Source organism: Streptomyces sp. NPDC059037, from assembly GCF_042740015.1.
Classification (GTDB): Bacteria; Actinomycetota; Actinomycetes; order Streptomycetales; family Streptomycetaceae; genus Streptomyces.
In genome coordinates this window covers 1-21,855 of the sequence record NZ_JBHYIG010000163.1, presented here as the reverse complement: position 1 = coordinate 21,855, position 21,855 = coordinate 1, and the positions used below count along the sequence as shown (strand labels likewise).

Annotated in this window: 17 protein-coding genes and 2 pseudogenes; 4 read left to right on the top strand and 15 right to left on the bottom strand. The window is 70.2% G+C overall.

Annotation, left to right across the window (positions count from 1 at the left end; all coding sequences use genetic code 11):
* Window positions 1-171: 171 nt before the first annotated feature.
* The 7 genes and pseudogenes from ACFWY6_RS28470 to ACFWY6_RS28440 all read right to left on the bottom strand — a co-directional run bounded on the left by ACFWY6_RS28470 (window position 172) and on the right by ACFWY6_RS28440 (window position 7,716).
* A complete protein-coding gene (locus ACFWY6_RS28470) occupies window positions 172-1,026 on the bottom strand; it encodes a PmoA family protein (protein ID WP_384696045.1) in 855 nt (284 codons plus the stop codon).
* A gap of 328 nt (window positions 1,027-1,354) precedes the next feature.
* Window positions 1,355-2,497 (bottom strand): annotated as a pseudogene (locus ACFWY6_RS28465) (Gfo/Idh/MocA family protein); the annotation flags it as partial.
* Entirely contained in the window at window positions 2,494-3,330 is an 837-nt protein-coding gene (locus tag ACFWY6_RS28460) for a carbohydrate ABC transporter permease (RefSeq protein WP_384696042.1), read from the bottom strand. The pseudogene ACFWY6_RS28465 and the gene ACFWY6_RS28460, both read right to left, overlap by 4 nt.
* A complete protein-coding gene (locus ACFWY6_RS28455) occupies window positions 3,327-4,283 on the bottom strand; it encodes a carbohydrate ABC transporter permease (protein WP_384696039.1) in 957 nt (318 codons plus the stop codon). Before ACFWY6_RS28455 ends, ACFWY6_RS28460 begins: the two co-directional genes overlap by 4 nt.
* A 129-nt stretch (window positions 4,284-4,412) precedes the next feature.
* The gene (araD, locus tag ACFWY6_RS28450; protein WP_384696036.1) at window positions 4,413-6,128 is read right to left on the bottom strand and encodes an L-arabinonate dehydratase; all 1,716 of its coding nucleotides are present in this window, start codon (window positions 6,126-6,128) and stop codon (window positions 4,413-4,415) included.
* Window positions 6,125-7,072, bottom strand: coding sequence for a dihydrodipicolinate synthase family protein (locus ACFWY6_RS28445; protein ID WP_384696033.1), 948 nt, complete (start codon window positions 7,070-7,072; stop codon window positions 6,125-6,127). Before ACFWY6_RS28445 ends, araD begins: the two co-directional genes overlap by 4 nt.
* A complete protein-coding gene (locus ACFWY6_RS28440; RefSeq protein ID WP_384696030.1) occupies window positions 7,069-7,716 on the bottom strand; it encodes a GntR family transcriptional regulator in 648 nt (215 codons plus the stop codon). Before ACFWY6_RS28440 ends, ACFWY6_RS28445 begins: the two co-directional genes overlap by 4 nt.
* 291 nt (window positions 7,717-8,007) lie before the next feature.
* Here ACFWY6_RS28440 and ACFWY6_RS28435 point away from each other — a divergent pair, with 291 nt between their 5' ends.
* Window positions 8,008-8,838: a pectate lyase gene (locus tag ACFWY6_RS28435; protein WP_384696027.1), complete on the top strand. Its 831-nt coding sequence runs from the start codon at window positions 8,008-8,010 to the stop codon at window positions 8,836-8,838.
* Between the two features lie 8 nt (window positions 8,839-8,846).
* Here the strand turns inward: ACFWY6_RS28435 and ACFWY6_RS28430 are convergent, their stop codons facing one another.
* The 7 genes from ACFWY6_RS28430 to ACFWY6_RS28400 all read right to left on the bottom strand — a co-directional run bounded on the left by ACFWY6_RS28430 (window position 8,847) and on the right by ACFWY6_RS28400 (window position 17,326).
* Window positions 8,847-9,995 (bottom strand): aldose epimerase family protein, encoded by a 1,149-nt coding sequence (locus ACFWY6_RS28430; protein ID WP_384696024.1) that lies wholly within the window; start codon window positions 9,993-9,995, stop codon window positions 8,847-8,849.
* Between the two features lie 104 nt (window positions 9,996-10,099).
* The gene (gene mmsB / locus ACFWY6_RS28425) at window positions 10,100-11,329 is read right to left on the bottom strand and encodes a multiple monosaccharide ABC transporter permease (RefSeq protein WP_384696021.1); all 1,230 of its coding nucleotides are present in this window, start codon (window positions 11,327-11,329) and stop codon (window positions 10,100-10,102) included.
* An 8-nt stretch (window positions 11,330-11,337) separates the two neighbouring features.
* On the bottom strand, window positions 11,338-12,915 hold the full coding sequence (mmsA, locus tag ACFWY6_RS28420; RefSeq protein ID WP_384696019.1) for a multiple monosaccharide ABC transporter ATP-binding protein: 1,578 nt from the start codon (window positions 12,913-12,915) through the stop codon (window positions 11,338-11,340).
* On the bottom strand, window positions 12,912-14,072 hold the full coding sequence (gene chvE / locus ACFWY6_RS28415) for a multiple monosaccharide ABC transporter substrate-binding protein (RefSeq protein ID WP_384696016.1): 1,161 nt from the start codon (window positions 14,070-14,072) through the stop codon (window positions 12,912-12,914). The genes mmsA and chvE overlap by 4 nt, the downstream gene beginning before the upstream one ends.
* A gap of 3 nt (window positions 14,073-14,075) precedes the next feature.
* A complete protein-coding gene (locus ACFWY6_RS28410) occupies window positions 14,076-15,044 on the bottom strand; it encodes a hypothetical protein (protein ID WP_384696013.1) in 969 nt (322 codons plus the stop codon).
* Window positions 15,045-15,146: 102 nt separating this feature from the next.
* Entirely contained in the window at window positions 15,147-16,169 is a 1,023-nt protein-coding gene (locus ACFWY6_RS28405) for a zinc-binding dehydrogenase (protein ID WP_384696010.1), read from the bottom strand.
* Window positions 16,166-17,326 carry a mandelate racemase/muconate lactonizing enzyme family protein gene (locus ACFWY6_RS28400; RefSeq protein WP_384696007.1) on the bottom strand — a complete coding sequence of 387 codons (1,161 nt, stop codon included), beginning with the start codon at window positions 17,324-17,326 and terminating at the stop codon, window positions 16,166-16,168. Before ACFWY6_RS28400 ends, ACFWY6_RS28405 begins: the two co-directional genes overlap by 4 nt.
* Before the next feature lie 255 nt (window positions 17,327-17,581).
* Between ACFWY6_RS28400 and ACFWY6_RS28395 the strand changes: the two genes are divergently transcribed.
* A complete protein-coding gene (locus ACFWY6_RS28395; RefSeq protein WP_384696004.1) occupies window positions 17,582-18,352 on the top strand; it encodes an IclR family transcriptional regulator in 771 nt (256 codons plus the stop codon).
* 16 nt (window positions 18,353-18,368) lie between these two features.
* Here ACFWY6_RS28395 and ACFWY6_RS28390 read toward each other — a convergent pair whose 3' ends face one another.
* Window positions 18,369-18,878 carry a methylated-DNA--[protein]-cysteine S-methyltransferase gene (locus ACFWY6_RS28390; RefSeq protein WP_384696001.1) on the bottom strand — a complete coding sequence of 170 codons (510 nt, stop codon included), beginning with the start codon at window positions 18,876-18,878 and terminating at the stop codon, window positions 18,369-18,371.
* 167 nt (window positions 18,879-19,045) lie between these two features.
* Here ACFWY6_RS28390 and ACFWY6_RS28385 point away from each other — a divergent pair, with 167 nt between their 5' ends.
* Together ACFWY6_RS28385 and ACFWY6_RS28380 are read left to right on the top strand one after the other, a co-directional pair.
* Window positions 19,046-21,067 (top strand): FAD-dependent oxidoreductase, encoded by a 2,022-nt coding sequence (locus tag ACFWY6_RS28385; protein ID WP_384695997.1) that lies wholly within the window; start codon window positions 19,046-19,048, stop codon window positions 21,065-21,067.
* 42 nt (window positions 21,068-21,109) lie between these two features.
* A pseudogene (locus ACFWY6_RS28380) lies at window positions 21,110-21,628 on the top strand (PadR family transcriptional regulator); the annotation flags it as partial.
* Between the last annotated feature and the right edge of the window lie 227 nt (window positions 21,629-21,855).

Here is a 21,855-nt window from a genome sequence, read left to right as displayed (position 1 = left end):
GGGGGGGGCTGTCTCGTCCGGCCCGCCCCGGCGCCCGCGCTCTGCGCGTGTGTGTTGTGTCCCCGCCGCCCCCCACCGCCTCGCGGGCGGCGCCCCACCAGTCGGCGGCGAGGACGGGGTTGCGATAGGTCCCGTCGCCGAGGTCACCGAACCCGCCTGCCCCCGCCGCGTTCACGCGGTCACCGCCTTGCGGACGAGCCCCGCGGCCTCGGCCCGGCTCGGGCGGCCGTCCGCGACGACGGTGACGACACGGCGTACGACGGTCTCGCCCGGCCCGATCGGCAGGCGCCGCTCGGGCGCGAGCGAGGAGCCGACGCCCGGATACTCGGCGGTTCTTACGAACCACGGGTCGCCCCGCGTCTCGGGAGTCGCCCCGGCGAAGACGAGGGTCCAGCCGTGGCCCGCGAGGGCCAGCCAGTCGGCCGGGGCGCCGTGCACGGCGGCCTCGCCCTCGGCGTCCGCGGTGAACACCTCGGGGGCCCGCGCCTCCTTGGGGGCGCGCCAGAAGAATCCTCCGTAGGCGGCGCCGGGGCGGCCGTTGGTGGCGGGGCTGCCGATCGAGATCTCCGCGGCGGCCGGATTGGTGAGGGAGAACGTGAAGTCCAGCGCCCAGGCGGACGAGGTGAGCGGCGTGACGGCGACGGTGCGCCGCTCGCGCAGCAGCTCGCGCTGCCCGTCGAGCCAGCCGATCTCCTCGACGAAGCCGTCGGGGTCGCGCAGCTTGTACTCCAGGTGGCGCTGTTCACCGTGGTTGTCGAGCTCGGTCGGCCCCTGACCGCGCACGTAGGTGCGCCCGCCCCAGAAGTTGCGGCCCGCGGCGTCGGCCACGGCGACGCCCACCCCGAGGTGGTGCGGGTGGTCGGCGGGACCGAACTCGGTGACGGGGAGGCCGCCGAAGGTGCGGACGGGATGGAGGCAGGGGCGCGGGGCGAGCCGCGGGCCGACCGAGGGGTGGATGACGTAACGGGCGACGGGGCGGCCCGAGCAGCGGAGCATGAGCGAGGTCTCGATCGAGGTCCGGTCCATGGGGGTCTCACCTCGGTGGGTTCTCGGCGGGGGAGGGCTCGGGGGTGGGGGTGTGTGGGGTGGGGGTCTGTGGGGTGAGGGGCCCGTCGGGGGCGGGGCTCCCGTCGGCGGAGGGCTCTCCGGTAGCAGCTTGTGGGGCGGGTGTCCCCGATGCGGGGGCTGCGAGGGCAGGGGTCTCAGAGGTGGCGGACTCAGCTGCGGAGATCTGACCGGCAGGGGGCCCAGGGGCCGAGGTCGAGGTCGGGGCCGGGAAGGCAGGCTCCTGAGGGGCGGTGGGCTCAGCGGCGGAGGGCCCCGCAGCCGGGAGCCGAGCTGCGGGGTTCCCGTTCGGCAGCGCCCAGAACGTGCCCAGCTCCGCGTAGCCGCGCAGGGTGTCGGCGCACGCCGCGACGAGGCCGTCGATGCCGTGCACGATCCGGCGCCGCACGCCCTCGTACGCACCGGGCACGGAGCGCCACGCCTCGACCGGCAGCGGGCGCGGATCGGGCGCCCGGCGGATCGACTCGACGACCTTCATGAAGGCGCCCGTCGACACCGGCGGAACCAGCAGTTCGGCGCGACCCGCGAGATGGTCGACGAGGTTCTCGAGGAGGTCCGTCCGCCCGTGCAGGACCTCCTCGGACCCGTGCCCGGCGCGCCGCACGAGCACCCGGTCCTGCTTGTACCAGAGGGTGATGCGGCCCTCCGTGCCGTGGACGATGACGTACGGCTCGTCGGGACGCTCGGCGCAGAGGGTCGCGGCGACACCGACGCGGCCGCCATGCGCGGTGGTGATCCCCACGAACGACGTGTCGTCGGACTCGATGGCGTTGGCGCGGAACAGCTCGGGGTCCACCCGCACGATGTCCTCCGCCCGCGTGGACCCGTCGACCGCAAGGGCGGTGGCGACGGCGTGGGCGAGTGGATTGGTCAGGACCCCGTCCAGGACGTCCACACCGTCCAGGCGGCGCCGCCCGGCCCAGGGCGCGCGCCGGTAGTACGCCTCGTCCCGCACCCAGGCACCCGCCGCGCCGACCCCCATCGGCTCGCCGATCGCCCCGTCGGCGACCAGCGCGCGCACGGCGGGCACGGCATGCGAGCCGAGCGACTGGAACCCGATCTGGCAGGCCACGCCCGCGGCGGCCACCGCGTCGCCGATCCGCTGGAAATCGGCGTACGAAGGAGCGGGCGGCTTCTCCAGGAGCAGGTGCACGCCGCGCGATGCGGCGGCGACGGCCAGCTCGGCGTGGGTGGGGATCGGGGTGCAGATGACGGCGGCCGCGGCCCCGGTGGCGTCGAGCAGGCGCCCGAAGTCGGTGGACTGCGCGGGATCGCCGAGGCCGTCGAGCTCGGCGGGGCTCAGCGGCTCGACCTCGCAGATGCCCACGAGCCGTACCGGACCTGCCTGTTGGAGTCGGCGGATGTTCTCCAGGTGCCATCGGCCGTGCCCGCGCGCACCGGCGATGACGAGAGGCAGGGGAGTGCTGCTCATCCCTTCACCGCCCCGGCGCTGAACCCCGTGACCAGCCACTTCTGGATGAAGGCGAAGACGATCACAACGGGCAGGGCGGCGATGACGCCGCCCGCGGCGAGCGCCCCGAGGTCGACGCTGTCGGCGCCCATCAGGGTGGCGAGGCCGACCGGGATCGTCTGCTTGTCCTGGTTGGAGAGGAACATCAGGGCGAACAGGAAGTGGTTCCAGCTGTGGACGAAGGCGAAGGAGCCGACCGCGATCAGACCGGGCCGAAGCAGCGGCAGGACGACGGAGCAGAAGGCTCGGAAGCGTCCGCAGCCGTCGACCCAGGCGGCCTCCTCCAGGGAGTACGGCACGTTCCTGATGAACCCGCTGATGAGGATCATCGAGAGCGGCAGCTGGAAGACGGCCTCGGCGATGATGACGCTGCCAAGGGAGTTGATCATTTGGAGGTCGGCGAAGATCTGGAAGAGCGGCACCAGCATCAGCGCGCCCGGGATGAACTGCGAGCACAGCAGCGCCAGCAGGAAGCCGCGCTTGATCCTGAAGTCGAAGCGGGCCAGGGCATAGCCGCCCGCGAGCGCGACGACCGTCGTCATCAGCATCGACAGGACGCCGACGATGAGGCTGTTCTGGAAGAACAGCCCGAAGCTCCGCTCGGTCCACACCTTGTCGAAGTGCTCGAACGTGATCGGCCACGGCAGCAGCGAGGTCGAGCCCGCAGGGCGGAACGCGAAGAGTAGCATCCAGTAGAAGGGGATGAGGGTGAAGAGGAGATAGAGGCCGAGCGGCAGATAGATCTGCCGGCGCGGGGCCTCGTCCCAGGCGCGCCGTCGCTGAATGGCCGTCATTTCTCCTGGCCCCCGAACTTGCTCAGCCGCAGATAGACCATCGAGAAGAAGAGGAGGATCACGAACGCGATGGACGTCAGCGCGGAGGCGTAGCCGAAGTCGTGCGAGTCGACGGCGATGGACGCGATGCGCAGCGGCAGCGTCGTCGTCTCACCGGCGGGACCGCCGCCGGTGAGGGTGTAGAGCAGGTCGACGTTGTTGAACTCCCAGACCGCGCGCAGCAGCGTGGAGAGGATGATCGCGTCCTTGAGGTGCGGCAGCGTGATGTGGAAGAACTGCCGGAAGCGGCTCGCGCCGTCGACCTCGGCGGCCTCGTACAGATCCTTCGACACGGACTGCAGATCGGCGAGGATGAGGATCGCGAAGAAGGGCACGCCGCGCCAGAGTTCGGCGACGACGACGGCCGGGAAGACGGTGCCGGTGTCCGAGAGCCAGGACGTGCCGTACGAGCCGATCCCCAGGTCCGCGAGGTAACGGGTGATGCCCGTCTGGGAGTTGAAGATCAGCAGCCAGATCGTCGAGGTGAGCACCCCGGAGACGGCCCACGGCGAGAAGACCAGGGCACGGGCCATCGCACGGCCGACAAAGGTCTGGTTGACGATCAGCGCGAGCCCCAGGCCGAGCAGCAGTTGCAGGACGACCTCGACGGCCACCCACTGGAGGCTGAAGCCGAGGGTCTGCCAGAACTGCGGGTCGTCGGTGAACGCGGTGACGAAGTTGTCGAAGCCCGCGAAGCCGTCGCGCCAGGGCTTGGTGGGGTTGTGGTGGCGCAGGCTGTAGTAGAAGACGCTGATGACCGGGTAGGCGATGAAGCCGAGCATCAGGAGTGCGGCCGGCGCGATCAGCAGATACGGGAGGCGGCGCGGGGTCGCTCCCGTCCGGCGCCGGGGCGCACCCGGCGTGTGGCGCCGGGGCGGTGGCTGCGGTGGCGCTTTCGCCACAGCTTGGGCCATGACTGCTTCTCCGTTCTCAGGGTCTGCTCCGGCTGCTCCGACTGCCATCACGGTCGATGAGGCGAAGCGCTTCGCAGACGTCGTTCGAGATCTCGTACAAAAAAAGAAGTCGACGGAGGAGCGGCGGGATCAGCCCGCGTACGGGTCGGGGACCTCGCCGTCGCGGGCCAGGAACGCGAAGTCGCAGCCGGTGTCGGCCTGCGTGATCTGCTCGCTGTAGAGCGCGCCGTAGCCGCGCCCGTAGCGCGCGGGCGGCGGCGTCCACGCGGCGCGCCGCCGCGCCAACTCCTCGTCGGACACGTCGAGATGGAGCGACCGCGCCTCGACGTCCAGGGTGATCAGGTCGCCCGTACGAACCAGGGCGAGCGGCCCGCCGACGTACGACTCGGGCGCGATGTGCAGCACACACGTGCCGTACGACGTGCCGCTCATCCGGGCGTCGGAGATCCGCACCATGTCGCGCACGCCCTGCTTCAGCAGGTGGTCGGGGATCGGGAGCATCCCGTACTCGGGCATGCCGGGACCGCCGATGGGACCGGAGCCGCGCAGCACCAGGACGTGGTCGGCGGTGATGCCGAGCGCGGGGTCGTTGATGGTGCGCTGCATCGTGCGGTAGTCGTCGAAGACGACCGCAGGGCCGGTGTGCCGCAGCAGGCGCGGCTCGGCGGCGATGTGCTTGATCACGGCGCCGTCCGGACAGAGGTTGCCGCGAAGCACCGCCACCCCGCCCTCGTCGGCCAGTGGCCTGTCGCGGGGGCGGATGACCTCGGGATTGTGCACGGTGGCGCCCGCGAGCTGCTCGCGCAGGGTGTCGTGCGCGACGGTGGGCCGGTCCAGATGGAGTACGTCGGTCAACTGGGCCAGAAACGCCGGGAGTCCGCCCGCGAAGTGGAAGTCCTCCATGAGGTAGCGACCGCCGGGGCGCAGATTGGCGAGCACCGGCACGGTCCGCGCGATCCGGTCGAAGTCGTCGAGCGTCAGGCGTACGCCGCTGCGGCCCGCCATCGCGATCAGGTGGATCACGGCGTTGGTGGAGCCGCCGAGCGCGAGCACGGTGGCGACCGCGTCCTCGTACGCCTCGCGCGTGAGCAGCTTCGACAACTTCACGTCCTGGTGGACGAGTTCGACGATCCGCATCCCGGACGCGGCCGCCATCCGGTCGTGCCCGGAGTCCACCGCGGGGATCGAGGATGCGCCGGGCACCGTCACGCCGAGCGCCTCGGCGGCTGCGGTCAGCGTGGAGGCCGTACCCATGGTCATGCAGTGGCCGGGGGAGCGGGCCAACCCGCTCTCCAGCTCGGCCAGTTCGCAGTCGCCGATGAGCCCGGCGCGCTTGTCGTCCCAGTACTTCCACATGTCGGTGCCCGAACCGAGCACCTCGTTGCGCCAGTGCCCCGGCAGCATCGGCCCGGCAGGCACGAAGACACTCGGCAGATCGGCGCTCGCGGCCCCCATGAGCAGGGCGGGCGTCGTCTTGTCGCAGCCGCCGAGCAGGACCGCGCCGTCCACGGGATAGGACCTGAGCAGCTCCTCGGTCTCCATGGCCAGGAGGTTCCGGTAGAGCATCGGGGTCGGCTTCTGGAAGGTCTCCGAGAGTGTGGAGACGGGGAATTCGAGCGGGAAGCCGCCCGCCTGCCACACCCCGCGCTTGACCGCCTGGGCGCGGTCGCGCAGATGGACGTGGCAGGGGTTGATGTCGGACCAGGTGTTGAGGACAGCGATGACGGGCTTGCCCAGATGTTCCTCGGGCAGATACCCGAGCTGGCGGGTGCGCGCCCGATGGCTGAAGGACCGCAGGCCGTCCGTGCCGTACCACTGATGGCTGCGCAGCTCGTCCGGTCTCATGGCGACCACGCCTTCACCAGCGCCGCTATCTCCTCGCGCCGCTCGACGGGCAGCACCCGGCTCGGCGGGCGCACATCGCGGCGGCACAGACCGAGCGCGGCGAGCGCTTCCTTGACGACGGTGACGTTGTCCGCGGACTGGTCGGCGGCGCGCAGCTCCTCGAAGCGCCGGATCCGCTCCCACACCTCCATGGCCGCCGGATGGTCGCAGGACCGCAGGGCGTCGCGCATCCGCAGCGACAGCTCGGGTGCGACGTTCACCAGACCCGAAGTGAAGCCGGTGGCGCCGACGGCCCAGTACGCGGGCGCGTACAGCTCGGCGAGCCCCGCCACCCACACGAAGCGGCCGAGCCCCGCGTCCCGCGCGAACGCGGCGAAGGCCGCGGCGTCCGGCGTCGCGTACTTCGCGCCGATCACATTGGGACACAACTCGCCCAAATTCGCGAGGTGTTGACCGGCAAGCAGGGAATTGCGGATGTACGGGACGACACCGAGCTCGGGCACGGCGTCGGCGACGGCTCGGTGATAGTCGACCCAGCCCTCCTGGGAGACGTACGGATGCACCGGCTGATGGACCATCACCATGTGCGCCCCGGCGTCCCGTGCGTGCCGGGCTGCGGCGACCGCGGTCGGCAGGTCATGACCGACGCCGGCCAGGACGGTGGCACCGCTCGCGCCCGCCTCCTCCAGGGTCAACTCGGTGACCAGACGCCGCTCTTCGGGGTCCAGGGCGTAGAACTCGCCCGTGTTGCCGTTCGGCGTGAGCGTGCGCACGCCGCCGTCGGTGAGGCGACGTATCAGCGCGCGATAGCTGTCCCGGTCCACGGAGCCGTCATCGGCGAACGGCGTCACGGGGATCGCGACGACATCGGCGAGCGCGGAACGCAGCGCTTCGAAGGGGGAGTCGCTGATCGGGAAACGGGAGTTGTCGCTCGGCCCGGTCATGAAGGCTCTCCCTCCGGGAACGCCCGCCGCACGAACGAGGCGATGTGGTCATGGAGTCCGCGCGCCGCGGCGTCGGCCTCTCCCGCGAGCGCGAGCCGCAGGATCTCCCGGTGCTCGGCCGCCTCCTGCTCCCAGGAGTGCAGGGTCGCCCAGGCGACGGCGGAGACCAGGGCCGCCTGGTCGCGTACGTCGTCGAGCATCCGGGCGAGCAGCGGATTGCCGCACGGGACGTAGAGCGCGCGGTGGAACTCCCGGTTGGCGAGGGAGCGTTCGGCCGCGTCCGCCGCGTGGTCCGCCCGCTCAAGGGCGTCGCGCGCCTCGTCCAGTCGGGCCGCGCCGCCCCGGACGGTGCGCCGCAGCGCCTCCGGTTCGAGCAGCAGGCGTACGTCGTAGACCTCCCGCGCCATGGCCGCGTCCACCGTGCGCACGGTGGCGCCCTTGTACTGGCTCATCACCACGAGCCCGGTACCGGCGAGCGTCTTCAGTGCTTCCCGTACGGGTGTCTTGGACACCCCGAACTGGGCGGCGAGCTCGGTCTCGACGAGGGCCTGTCCGGGCGCCAACTGCCCGGTGAGGATGCGGTGTTTGACCGCTTCGAGCACGTACTGCGTGCGCGAGGGGATGGGGTGGGGCGCAAGGTTCATCGATGCTCTCAGTCGTCGTGCAGCCATCGCGTACAGCCGTCATGGACAGCCGTCATCCACAGCTGTCATGTATCGCGTCTCATATATGACGTACGAAGTGCGACGCGATGAAGCTAGGGCGCCGACTGGTCCGCGTCAATGCCTTGCGCAGGAAAGCCCGTTCGGGAGAGCGGAGTTGGGGCGCGAAATTGATCGTCTGCGCGCGGCAACCCTTCGCCGGGCGGCGGCGACAAGGACATGCAAGCCGTCCACTACTGACTGAAGGAATGAACCGAAGCAATGAACCGGGACATGACTCCACCAACGAGCCCGCGCGTCAGCCATCGCCGGCGCCTCACCAAGCGCCGTGCCGTCGTCGGCGGCATCGCCGCGCTCGGCGTGACCGCCGCCGCCCTCGTCACCACTTCCATGATGTCGACGGCGGGGGCGGCCACCGCCTGGCCGGAGGCCAAGGGGCAGCAGCCGACCGCCAAGACCATCGAGGTCTCCGGCACTCTCGACGGCGGCCTCAAGCGCTACTACGGCACCGGCGACCTGGGCGGCGACGGACAGGACGAGGGCCAGGACCCGATCTTCAAGCTGAAGGACGGCGCGGTCCTCAAGAACGTCATCATCGGCTCGCCGGCCGCCGACGGCATCCACTGCCAGGGCAGCTGCACCCTGCAGAACGTGTGGTGGGAGGACGTCGGCGAGGACGCGGCCACCTTCAAGGGGACCGCGGCGGGATCGACGTACACCGTCCACGGCGGTGGCGCCAAGAAGGCCGACGACAAGGTCTTCCAGTTCAACGGCGCGGGCAAGCTGGTCATCACGAAGTTCCAGGTGTCCGACTTCGGGAAGCTGGTGCGCTCCTGCGGCAACTGCTCCAAGCAGTACCAGCGGAACATCATCGTGAACGACGTCGACATCACCGCCCCCGGCAAGTCGGTCGTCGGCATCAACACCAACTACGGTGACACGGCCGCGCTGCGGGGCATCCGCATCCACGGTGACAGCGCCAAGAAGATCGCCACCTGCGACCGCTTCACCGGCAACAACACGGGCGCCGAGCCGCCCAAGACGGGCTCGGGCCCCGACGGCAAGCACTGCAGGTTCACCGCCGGGGACATCAGCTACAAGTAGGCCGCGGCTCAGCGCGCCGAGAAGCTGTGCACCGTGCTCGACCGGTAGGTCTCGCCGGGGCGAAGGACCGTCGAGGGGAACGAGGGCTGGTTGGGGGCGTCGGGGAAGTGCTGGGTCTCCAGGCACATCCCGTCGCCCTGCCGGTAGGTGCGCCCCGCAGGCCCGGTGAGCGTGCCGTCCAGGAAGTTCCCGGAGTAGAACTGCACGCCCGGCTCGGTGGTGGCGATCTTCAGGGTGCGGCCCGACTCGGGGTCCCGCAGCGTCGCGAAGTGTTCGGGGCGCTGCGTGATCCCCTTGTCGAGGACCCAGTTGTGGTCGAAGCCCTTGGCGGTCACCAGCTGCTCGTGCGCGGCGCGGATGTCCCGGCCGACGGTCTTCGCGCGCCGGAAGTCGAAGGGCGTGCCCGCCACCCTCGCCAGCTCGCCCGTCGGGATGAGACCGGCGTCGGTGGGCGTGAACCGGGCGGCGGCCAGGGCCAGTTCGTGCCCGTAGATGTCGCCGCTGCCCTCGCCCGCGAGGTTGTAGTACGTGTGGTTGGTCAGGTTCACCACGGTGGCCTTGTCCGTGGTCGCCGCGTAGTCGATCCGCCAGTCGCCGCGGGCATCGAGGGTGTACGTCACCGTCACCCGCAGCGTTCCGGGATAGCCCATCTCGCCGTCGGCGCTTGTGTAGTGCAGGCGCAGGCCGACGCCCGAGGAGTCCGCGAACGGCTCGACGTCCCACACCCGCTTGTCGAAGCCCTTGGCCCCGCCGTGCAGGCTGTTCTCGCCGTCGTTGACGGAGAGTTGGTGGGCCTTGCCGTCCAGGGTGAAGCGGCCCTTGGCTATGCGGTTGCCGTAGCGGCCGATGAGGGCGCCGAAGAAGGTGGTGGCGGTGCGGTAGCCGTCCAGGTTGTCGAAGCCCAACGACACGTTGGTGTACTGGCCGTGCCGGTCGGGGAGTTCGAGGGACTGGACGATGCCGCCGTAGGAGAGGACCTTCATCCGCGTCGGCCCGTTCGCCAGGGTCCAGCGGTAGACCTTGGTGCCGTCGGGAAGCTTCCCGAACAGTTCCTTGGCGGGCGTCCTGCCCGACGACGCGTACGACGTGCCCGCGGCGGCCGCGGTGAGTCCCGCGGCTGCGGCCGAGGCGAGGACGGTGCGTCTGCTTGTTTCCATGTGCGGCTCCTGGTTCTCAGCCCGTCCGGCGTTTGAGGACGAGCCCGAAGGGCGATCTGCGGTGCGCTGGACTACGGAGCGATTGATGGTCGTGTCTCTAGGCGTCACCGCCCGACTTTGCGCTTGTTCCACACGTCGAACCCGACCGCCGCAAGCAGCACAAGCCCCTTGATCACCTGCTGGTAGTCGGTCCCGATGCCGACCAGCGACATCCCGTTGTTGAGAACGCCGAGCACCAGACCGCCGATCACGGCACCCATCACCGTGCCGACACCACCGCTCATCGACGCGCCGCCGATGAACGAGGCCGCGATCGCCTCCAGCTCGAAGTTCAGACCGGCCTGCGGGGTGCCCGCGTTCAGCCGTGCCGCGTACACACAGCCCGCCAGCGCGGCGAGGACGCCCATGTTGACGAAGACGAGGAAGGTGACGCGCTTGTCCTTGACGCCGGACAGCTTCGCGGCCGCCTTGTTGCCGCCGAGCGCGTACACATGCCGCCCGACGACCGCGTTGCGCATGACATAGCCGAGGCCGATGAGCAGCGCGCACATCACGAGCATCACGACGGGTACGCCGTGGAAGCTGGCCAGGGTGAGCGTGAACGCGACGACGGCCGCGGTGATCGCCACACACTTGGTGACCCACAGGCCGGTGGGCAGCACCTCCAGCTCGTACGCCAACTGCCGCCTGCGGTCCCGCCATTCGCGAAGGAGCAGGAAGACGACGGTGGCGAGGCCGATGACGAGCGTCGGGTTGTGGTATTGCGTGTACGGGCCCATCTCCGGGATGAAGCCCTTGGCCAGATCCTGGAATCCGCCGGGGAACGGCGACAGGGACTGGCCCTCAAGGACGATCTGGGTGAGCCCCCGGAAGAGCAGCATCCCGGCCAGCGTCACGATGAACGACGGGATCCCGACGTACGCGATGAAGAAGCCCTGCCACGCCCCGGCGACCGCGCCGATCAGGAGGGAGAGGACGAGGGCGAGCACCCAGGGCATGTCGTGCTTGACCATCATCACCGCCGCCATGGCGCCGACGAAGGCCACCAACGAGCCGACGGACAGATCGATGTGGCCCGCGATGATGACGATCATCATGCCCATGGCCAGGATGAGGATGTAGCCGTTCTGCTGGATCAGATTGGAGACGTTGTTCGGCAGCAGCAGCGTGCCGTCGGTCCATATCTGGAACAGTACGACGATGAACGCGAGCGCGATCAGCATGCCGTACTGGCGCATGTTGGTCCGCATGCTCTGCAGGAGCAGCGCCCCCGTGGACCGCTGGTCGGTCGGCGCGGGGGACGAGTCCCGCGGGGGAGTGGTCGTGGTGGTCATGGCGGGCCTCAGCTTCTGGTCATGGTCATCTGGCGCATCAGTACTTCCTGGGTGGCGTCGGCGCGGGCGACCTCACCGGTCAGCCGGCCCTCGGCCATCGTGTAGATCCGGTCGCACATCCCGAGCAGCTCCGGCAGTTCCGAGGAGATGAAGAGCACCGCCTTGCCCTGCGCCGCGAGCCGGTCGATGACCGTGTAGATCTCGTACTTGGCGCCGACGTCGATGCCGCGCGTCGGCTCGTCGAGGATCAGCACCTCGGGGTCGGCGTGGATCCACTTGCTGAGGACGACCTTCTGCTGATTGCCGCCGGAGAGCCGTCCCACCTGCTCCTGCACGGTCGGCGCCTTGATGTTCATCGAGGTGCGGTAGCGCTCGGCGACGGACCGTTCATGGTGCTCGTCGACGACGCCGCGGCGCCGCATGCCCGGCAGCGAGGCAAGGGAGATGTTGCGGTTGATGTTGTCGATGAGGTTGAGGCCGTAGGTCTTGCGGTCCTCGGTGACGTACGCGATGCCGACCGCGATCGCGGCCGGCACGGTCCGCGTCTGCACCGCACGGCCGTTGACCGCCACCGTGCCGCCCTCGTACAGCCCGTAGGACCGGCCGAAGAGGGACATCGCGAGCTCCGTGCGGCCCGCGCCCATCAGCCCCGCGATGCCGACGATCTCCCCGCGCCGCACGGTCAGCGTGGCGTCGTCGACGACCTTGCGCTGATGGTCGATGGGGTGCCGGACCGTCCAGCCCTCGACGGCGAGCGCGAGCTCTCCCGCGTCCGTGCCCTCGTACGTGGTGCGCTCGGGGAAGCGGTGGTCGAGATCGCGGCCGACCATGCCCCGGATGATGCGGTCCTCGGACAACTCCGGTGCGGCATCCAGAGATTGACGGACCATCAGCGTCTCGATGGTCCTGCCGTCGCGCAGGATGGTCACCGAGTCGGCGATGGCGCGGATCTCGCCCAGCTTGTGGGAGATGATGATGCTGGTGATGCCCTGCTCGCGCAGTTCCAGGATCAGATCGAGCAGCCCCGCGCTGTCCTCGTCGTTGAGCGCGGCGGTCGGCTCGTCGAGGATGAGCAGCTTCACCTCCTTCGACAGGGCCTTGGCGATCTCCACCAGCTGCTGCTTGCCCACGCCGATGTCGGCGACGGCGGTCTGCGGGTTCTCCCGCAGGCCGACCCGCTTCAGGAGCCGGCCGGCCCGTCGCAGGGTGTCGTTCCAGTCGATGAGGCCGCGCGCTGAGGTCTGTTCGTTGCCGAGGAAGATGTTCTCGGCGATCGACAAGTAGGGGACGAGCGCCAGTTCCTGATGGATGATCACGATGCCGTGCTTCTCGCTGGCACGGATGTCCTTGAAGGCCACGGGCTCGCCGTCGAAGTGGATCTCGCCCTCGTACGAACCGTGCGGATGGACGCCGCTGAGGACCTTCATCAGCGTCGACTTGCCGGCGCCGTTCTCGCCGCAGATCGCGTGGATCTCGCCGGGGCGCACCGCGAGCTCCACCTCGGAGAGGGCCTTCACGCCGGGGAAGGTCTTGGTGATGCCCGCCATCCGCAGGATCGGCCCGTTCCCGGCCGCCGCCCCGCTCATGAGAGCTGCCTTGCCGTGAAGTAGCCCTCGTCGACCAGGAGTCGGGTGTTCTTCTTGTCGATCGACACGGGCTTGAGCAGATACGACGGCACGGTCTTCTTGCCGTTGTTGTAGTCCTTGGTGTTGTTGACCTCGGGCTTCTTGCCGGTGAGGACCGCGTCACCCATCTGTACGGCCTGCTTGGCCAGCTTGCGGGTGTCCTTGAAGACCGTCTGCGTCTGGTCGCCCGCGATGATCGACTTCACCGACGCCAGCTCCGCGTCCTGCCCGGTGACGACGGGCAGCGGCTGGTCCTTGCTGCCGTAACCGGCGCTCTTCAGCGCGGAGATGATGCCGATGGAGATCCCGTCGTACGGCGAGAGGACCGCGTCGACCTGCCGGTCGCCGTAGTTCTTGCTGATCAGGTCGTCCATGCGCTTCTGCGCGGTGCCGCCGTCCCAGCGCAGCGTGGTCGCCTGGCTCATCTTCGTCTGCTTGCTGCCCACGACGAGCTGGCCGCTCTTGAAGTACGGCTGGAGGACCTTCATGGCGCCGTTCCAGAAGTACTTGGTGTTGTTGTCGTCGGGCGAGCCCGCGAACAGCTCGACGGTGAACTTGTCGTCGGAGTCGCTGTCGGGCTTGTCGAGCTTCAACCGGTGGAGGTTGTACTGGCCTTGGAGCTCGCCGACCCGCTCGTTGTCGAACGACGCGTAGTAGTCGACGTTCTTCGTGCCCATGATGAGGCGGTCGTACGAGATCACGGGGATGCCCGCGTCGTGCGCCTGGGCCAGGACGTCGGTGAGCGCCGAGCCGTCGATCGCCGCGACCACCAGGAGCCGGTGCCCCTTGGTGATCATGTTCTCCAGCTGGGCGACCTGGTTCTCGACCTTGTCGTCGCCGTACTGCAGATCGGTCTCGTACCCGGCCTTCTGGAACTGCTCGGCCATGTTCTTGCCGTCGGCGATCCACCGCTCGGAGGCCTTGGTGGGCATCGCGAGTCCGACGGTGCCGCCCTTGCCGTCGTCGGCCTGGTAACGGCTGCCGCCCCTGGCCTCCTGGCCGCAGGCGGTGAGCGAGCCGAGCAGGACGACGGCCGCGAGGGCGGCCGTGAGCCGTACTTTTCTGGGCAGACGTCCTTTCCTGGATGTACGTGCTTTGCTGGCTATGCGGGTGGTCATGGGTCAGTCCCCTTCCGGGACGGGGAAGCGCTGGAGCTGGCCGGGCAGGCGTGCGCCGAGCGGCGACATTCCGCCGTCCGCGCCGTGCCGGGCGAGCAGATCGAGGACGAGGCGCCCGCGCCGGACGCGCTCGCGGGCGGTGGCCAGGGTGTGGTCGCGCAGCTGGGCGCCGTAGGGGTAGATGCCGGGCGACCTGCTCAGGCCGAACTTGAGGTAGAGCGGGGCGCCGCGCCGGATCAGCTCCGCCGCCTCATACATCCGGACGTAGCCGCCGAGGTCGTCCGGCGCCTCGACGTACAGGTCCATCGGGGCGCTGCTGACCCGGCGGATCTCCGTGAGGTGGTCGAGTGTGAGATCGGACGGGATGTTGAGCGAGTCGGCGCCGAGCCGCTCGAAGACCGCGTACGAGGCCGGGTTGACCGGGCCGATGAGGGCCGACACCTTGAACGTGGTGTCGGCGGGCAGCACCCCGGCGGCGCGCAGCCGGTGCAGGGTCCACAGCACGCCCTCGTCGGCGACGAGCAGGCAGCGCACCCCCAACTCCGTTGCGCGCACGGCGTCTTCGACACATCCGGCGAGCGCGTCATGGCCGCGCGAGCGCAGTCCCGCGCCACCGGAGTCGGTGCGGCTCGCGGCGCCGATGTCCCAGGTGCCGCGCGGCCCGGTGAACAGGCAGAGCTCGATGTCCCGTTCCGCGCAGGCCTCCACCATCTCGGTGATCTCGTCGTCGGTGAGCATCCAGACGCCGCTGCCCTGGCTGATCCGGTGGATCGGCACATCGAGCCGCGAGCTCTCCTTGAGCACCACGGCGAGCGCCTCAGGTCCCTCCACCGAGGGGATCTCGGTGCGCCAGGTGCCGCCGTCGGGGAAGCTGTGCGGCGATGCGTCGGCGGGGTCAAGTGCGGGCACGGTGTGTCCGATGCGGGCGAGGGCGCCGGCGCCGGGGCGACGAGGTGCTGACGGGCTGGTCACGGGACTCCCCTATGCAGTGTTCGATATTTCGTACGTTGGTCGGGTCGATGGGTGTACGGCGGTACGGGGGCGGTCGGGACGCGCCGCGCACCGCCGTACGGCTCAGGGGCGGAGCAGCACCTTCCCGGTCTTCGGGTCACCGCCGCCGACCAGCGCGACGGCCTCGCCGAAGCGCTCGAGCGGGAACTCGTGAGTGATCAGCGGGGCCGGGTCGAGCAGCCCGAGCCCGAACGCCCGCACCGCCTCCGACCAGGCGGCGGATGGCGCCCCGAAGACACTGCGCACCTCCAGCTGGCTCAGCGACAGATGCACCGGGTCGATGCCGGTGGCGCCGGGCGTGAACATGCCGGTGAGCACCACCCGGCCGCCCCGGCGCGCGAGCAGACAGGAGGAGGCAGCCGTGGTCGGCGCCCCCGCGGTCTCCACGACCAGGTCGTAGCGGCCGTGGTGGCCCTGCGCGTCGGCGGGTGTCAGGCTCTCGCTCGCCCCGAACTCCAGCGCCTGCGCGCCGCGTTCGGACCGCGGGTCGATCACGGTGAGCTCGGCGGGCGAGGATGCGGCGAGCAGTTGCACCGCGAGCAGCCCCAGGGTGCCCGCGCCGACCACCGCGATCCGCTCACCGGGCCGCGGCCGCCCCGCCCGCACCGCGCCCGCGATCACCGCGGCGGGTTCCAGGAGGGCGGCTGCGCTCAGGTCCGCGTCGTCGCGCAGGAAGTGCAACAGCCGGGCGGGGACGGCCACATGGTCGGCGAAGGCGCCGGGCTCGGTGAAGCCCGTCTCCGCATAGCCGCCGGTGCACAGGCTCGTCTCGCCGCACCGGCACCGCTCGCACGTCCCGCAGGCCCGGAACCCCTCGGCGACGACCTTCCGTCCCACGAGCGCCGGGTCGACGCCGGGGCCCGCGGCCTCGACCGTGCCGGACCACTCGTGCCCGGGGGTCACGGGGTAGCGCACGTACGCGGCGTCCCGGTGCCCGTCGTAGACCTCCCGGTCGCTCATGCAGATCCCGGCGGCGGCCACCCGCACCAGGACCTCGCCGGGGCCGGGCTCGGGCGTCGCCCCCACGGCGAGCCGGTGCGAGCCCGGCTCGTCGACGACGATCGCGCGCGAGGATCCGGAGCTCACTTCCCCGCCGCCTTGGGGTCCCGCTTCTCCCAGCCCTCGGCCCACAGGTCGAACCGGGCCTGCTGCTGCGGGAACTCGGCCGCCGCGTCCGTGTCGAGCTCGACGCCGAGGCCGGGGGCGTGGGACACCTCGAAGTAGCCGTCGACCACCTGTGGTGCTCCCTTGACCACCTTCTTGATCTCCGCGTCCGCGAAGTCGTTGAAGTGCTCCAGGATCTTGAAGTTCGGTGTGCAGGCGCCGACTTGGAGCGAGGCGGCCGTCAGCGCCGAGCCGCCGACATTGTGCGGGGCGATCAGCGTGTAGTGCGTCTCGGCGGTCGCCGCCAGTTTCCGCGTCTCCAGGATGCCGCCGATGTGGCCGACGTCCGGCTGGATGATGTCGGCGGCCTGCGACTCGAACAGCTCGCGGAACTCGATCCGGTCGTGGATCCGCTCACCGGTGGCGATCGGCATGTCCACCTTGGCGGCGACCTTCTCCAGGGCCTTGAGATTCTCCGGCGGCACCGGCTCCTCCAGCCAGGCGGGCCGGAACGGCGCGAGTTCCTTGGCGAGCCGCACCGCCGTGGACGGGCTGAACCGGCCGTGCATCTCCAGCATCAGCTCGGCGTCAGGGCCGATCGCGTCCCGCACCGCCTCGATCAGCGACACCGCGTACGACGTGCCCGCCTGGTCAAGATCGAAGTGCCCGGTGCCGAACGGGTCGATCTTCAGGGCGCGGTAGCCCCGCTCGACCACCGCGCTCGCGGCCTTGTGATACGCCTCCGGGGTGCGCTCGGTGGTGTACCAGCCGTTCGCGTACGCCTTGACCTTGTCGGTGACCTTGCCGCCGAGCAGCTGCCAGACCGGCACGCCGAGCGCCTTGCCCTTGATGTCCCAACAGGCCGTCTCCACACAGGCGATGCCGGACATCACGATCTCGCCGGCCCGGCCGTAGTCGCCGTACTTCATGCGCCGCACGAGATCCTCGACGGCGAACGGGTCGGACCCCACGATGTGGTTGGCCGCAGCCTCGCGGAGATAGCCGAGCAGGGCGTCGGTACGACCGAGCATGCGGGTCTCGCCGACTCCGGTGAGCCCCTCGTCGGTGTGGACCTGGACGTAGGTGAGATTGCGCCAGGGCGTCCCCACCACGTGCGTGCTGATTCCCGTAATACGCAAGGCAGTTGCCCCTTGGTTGTTCGGTATTTCGTCACACGTTCGAAATGTTGGCGTGACGGTATTCACGCTGGCGGTGGGGTGTCAATGGGTCGTACGAAAAGGGTCTTGGCCCTCGGGGAGCCGCCGGGCCATTGCGCGCCGAACGTGGCTGTGACTAGCCTGTGTTCGTCATATCGATCATTGACCGAAGTTTCGGACGCGACGCCTCGTGCGGCTTCGGACGCGACTTCGGACGCACGGGGTGGGAGGCCGACCATGGGACGACTGGTGCCGGCGGTGACCAGGGCGCTGGACATACTGGAGCTGTTCCTGGAGGGCGACGGGACCCTGTCCGCCCCCGAGGTGACCCGCAGGCTCCAGTTGCCCCGCACCACCGTGCACGAACTGCTCACCACCCTTGCGGCCCGCTCCTACCTTGTCCAGATCCCGGACCAGACGGGCCGCTACCGCCTCGGTGTACGCGCCTATCAGCTCGGCAGCCGGTACGCGGAACAGCTCGACCTGGCCGCCGAGGGCCAGCAGGTGGCGCGCGAGGTCGCCGAGACCTGTGACGAGACGGTGCACGTCGCGGTCCTGGAGGACACCGACGTCATCTACATCGCCAAGGTGGACTCCACGCACGCCGTCCGGATGGTCTCCGCGGCGGGCCGCAAGCTCCCCGCCCACTGCACGTCGGTCGGCAAGATGCTGCTCGCCTCACTGCCGCCGGCCGAGCTTGAGGCACGCGTCGCGGGACGCGAGCTGACGGCGATGACCCCGAACAGCATCACGGAGCCTGAGGCGCTGCTCGCCGCGCTCGCCGAGATCCGCGAGCGCGGCATCGCGGCCGAACACCGCGAGTCCAACCCGGACGTGAGCTGTGTGGCCGCCCCGGTCCGCGACAGCGCGGGACGGGTCGTCGCGGCGCTCTCCATCTCCGTACCGATGATCCGCTGGAGCGAGGACCGCGAGCGCGAACTCGCCGGGCTCGCCGCCAAGGGCGCGGACGACCTGTCGGTGCGCCTCGGTCACCGCGGCGGACGGTGAGGCGGATGTCCGACGGCTACGCGGACTCCAGGTCCAGGAGCCGCTGCTTGCGCTCCAGACCGCCCGCGTAGCCGGTGAGTGAGCCGTCGGCGCCGATGACGCGGTGGCAGGGGCGGACGACGAGCAGCGGGTTGCGCCCGATGGCCGTGCCGAGCGCGCGCACGGCGGCACGCGAGAGGCCCATCCGTTCGGCGAGCTTCCCGTACGTCGTGGTCGTGCCGTACGGAAGGGTGTCGATGGCGTGCCAGACCCGCTGCTGGAAGTCGGTGCCGACGCCACTCACGTACTCGATGTCGAAGCGCGTCCGGCTTCCCTCGAAGTACGAGCGCAGTTGCGCGGCGATCTCGGCGAAGGCCGCGTCGTCGCGCACCCAGCCGTCCTGGACGACGGCGCCGCCCTTCTGCCCCGGCATGGACAGCGAGGCCAGCGCGGTGCCGCCCTTCGCGGTGGCCGACGCCTCGCCGACCAGCAGTAGCTCGCCCATCGGGCTTTCGACGGTCGTGTAGAGGGCCTTGGCGATGGTCATCGGATGCTCCCTGCTCTGTGGTGACAGGGACAAGTCTGCGGGGTGCGGGCGCGCGCGGCTGGCGGGATTCGGACGTGGTCCCCGTCACGCCTTTATGCAACTAGTTGCACAACGCCCGGGCGTCCTCTAGAACTGTGCTGACGACACACCGCGTACGGAGGCCCCGCATGAGCCGCTACCCGAACCTGCTGAACCCGCTCGACCTGGGCTTCACCACCCTGCCCAACCGGGTCCTGATGGGCTCGATGCACGTGGGCCTCGAAGAGGCGCCGAACGGCTTCGAGCGGATGGCGGAGTTCTACGCGACCCGTGCGCGCGGTGGCGTCGGCCTCATCGTCACCGGCGGCATCGCCCCGAACGAGCTCGGCAGGCCCTGGGACGGCGGCGCCAAGCTGACCACGGAGGCGGAGGCCGAGGAGCACGCGGCCATCACCGCGGCCGTGCACGCCGAGGGCGGCAAGATCGCGATGCAGATCCTGCACTTCGGGCGGTACGCGTACCACGAGGGCCTCGTCGCGCCGAGCGCGATCAAGGCGCCGATCAGCCCCTTCGTGCCGCGCGCTCTGGAGGACGACGAGGTCGAGCAGACCATCGAGGACTTCGTGCGCGCCGCCGAGCTGGCCAAGTCGGCGGGCTACGACGGCGTCGAAGTCATGGGCTCCGAGGGCTACCTGATCAACGAGTTCATCGCGGCCCCCACCAACCAGCGCAGCGACCGCTGGGGCGGCTCCTACGAGAACCGCATCCGCTTCCCCGTCGAGATCGTCCGCCGCGTCCGCGAGCGCGTCGGCACGGACTTCATCATCATCTACCGCCTGTCCATGCTGGACCTGATCCCCGGCGGCTCGACCCTCGAAGAGGTCGTCCACCTCGCCAAGGAGATCGAGGCCGCGGGCGCCACCATCATCAACACCGGCATCGGCTGGCACGAGGCGCGCATCCCCACCATCGCGACGTCCGTGCCCCGCGGCGCGTACACCTTCGTCACCAAGAAGGTGATGGGCGAGGTCTCCGTGCCGCTCGTCACCACCAACCGCATCAACACCCCGGAGATCGCCGAGCAGTTGCTCGCCGAAGGCGCCGCCGACATGGTCTCGCTGGCCCGCCCGCTGCTCGCCGACCCCGACTTCGTCGCCAAGGCGCGGGCCGAGCAGGCCGAGGCCATCAACACCTGCATCGGCTGCAACCAGGCCTGCCTCGACCACACCTTCAACCTGCAGATCACCTCCTGCCTGGTGAACCCGCGCGCCTGCCACGAGACGGAACTGATCCTGTCCCCGACGCGCACCAAGAAGCGCGTCGCCGTCGTCGGCGCGGGCCCGGCCGGACTCGCCTTCGCCGTCTCGGCCGCCGAGCGCGGCCACGACGTCACGCTCTTCGACGCGGCCTCCGAGATCGGCGGGCAGCTCAACGTGGCCCGCAAGGTCCCCGGCAAGGGAGAGTTCGACGAGACCCTGCGCTACTTCCGCACCCAGCTCGAACTGCACGGCGTGGACGTCAAGTTGAACACCCGCGCCACCGCTCAGGACCTCGCTGACGCGGCGTATGACGAAGTGGTCGTCGCCACCGGAGTCAGCCCGCGCACGCCCGAGATCCCCGGCGTCGACCACCCCAGCGTGGTCGGCTACCTCGATGTGCTGCGCGACAACGTGCACGTGGGGGAGCGGGTCGCGATCATCGGCGCGGGCGGCATCGGCTTCGACGTCGCCGAGTTCCTGACCGACGGCGGCGAGAAGGCCAGCCTGGACCCGGCGACGTACTTCCGGCAGTGGGGCGTCGACATGGACTACAAGGACCGCGGCGGCCTGACCAGGCCCGAGCGGCCCACCCCGCCGCGCTCCGTCCACCTCCTGCAGCGCAAGACGTCCAAGGTCGGCCAGGGCCTCGGCAAGACGACCGGCTGGATCCACCGCACGGAGCTGCGCCACCGCGGCGTCACGATGGTCGCGGGCGCTGCCTACGACCTCATCGACGACGCGGGCCTGCACATCACCGTCGACGGCCACTCCACGGTCATCCCCGTCGACACGGTCGTCCTCTGCTCCGGCCAGGACCCGCGCCGCGACCTGTACGAGGAGCTCGTCGCTGCAGGCGTCGACGCGCACCTCATCGGGGGCGCGGACGTGGCCGCCGAACTGGACGCCAAGCGCGCCATCAAGCAGGGCACGGAGCTGGCCGCCGCCCTGTGACGCGGCCGCACCGCTTCGTACGCCGTACCTAGGATGGCCGCCATGTCACTCCCGCACGCGATCCTCACCGCCCTGCTCGAGAAGCCGTCGTCCGGGCTCGAGCTGACCCGCAGGTTCGACAAGTCGATCGGCTACTTCTGGTCGGCCACGCACCAGCAGATCTACCGCGAGCTGGGGAAACTGGAGCGGGACGGCGCCATCCGCGCGCTGCCGCAGGAGCAGGCGACGCGCGGGCAGAAGAAGGAGTACGAGGTGCTGCCGGCGGGCCGCGCCGAACTGGCCCGCTGGACCGCGGCGAGCCAGGACCCCAAGCCGCTGCGGGACACCCTCCTGCTGCGGCTGCGGGCGGCGGCGGTCGTCGGAACGGACGGCATCGAGGCCGACCTGCGCCGCCATCTCACCCTGCACCGGCGGCAGTTGGCCGAGTACGAGGAGATCGAGAAGCGGGACTTCCCGCCGGGCAAGGACGCGGTGGAGGACCGGCTGCGGCATGTGGTCCTGCGGGCCGGGATCGATCTGGAGACGTTCTGGACCCAGTGGCTGGAGCGGACGCTGGAGGAGCTGGGCGCGCCGGCGTCGCCCGAGAGCCGAAGACGCCGGCCGGCGCCGGCCCGACGTGCGTCGGTCCGGCGGCAGCCGCTCCCTTCCACGGCCCGGTTCAGAGCCGGGGCGGTGCTCCGCGGCGGCGCAGGTACCAGGCGCCGCCGCCGACCGCGGCCGCGGCCCCCCGGGCCCCCGGTCTCGTATACACAACTGACGCGGCCGCCGACCAAGCAAGTGTAGATAAC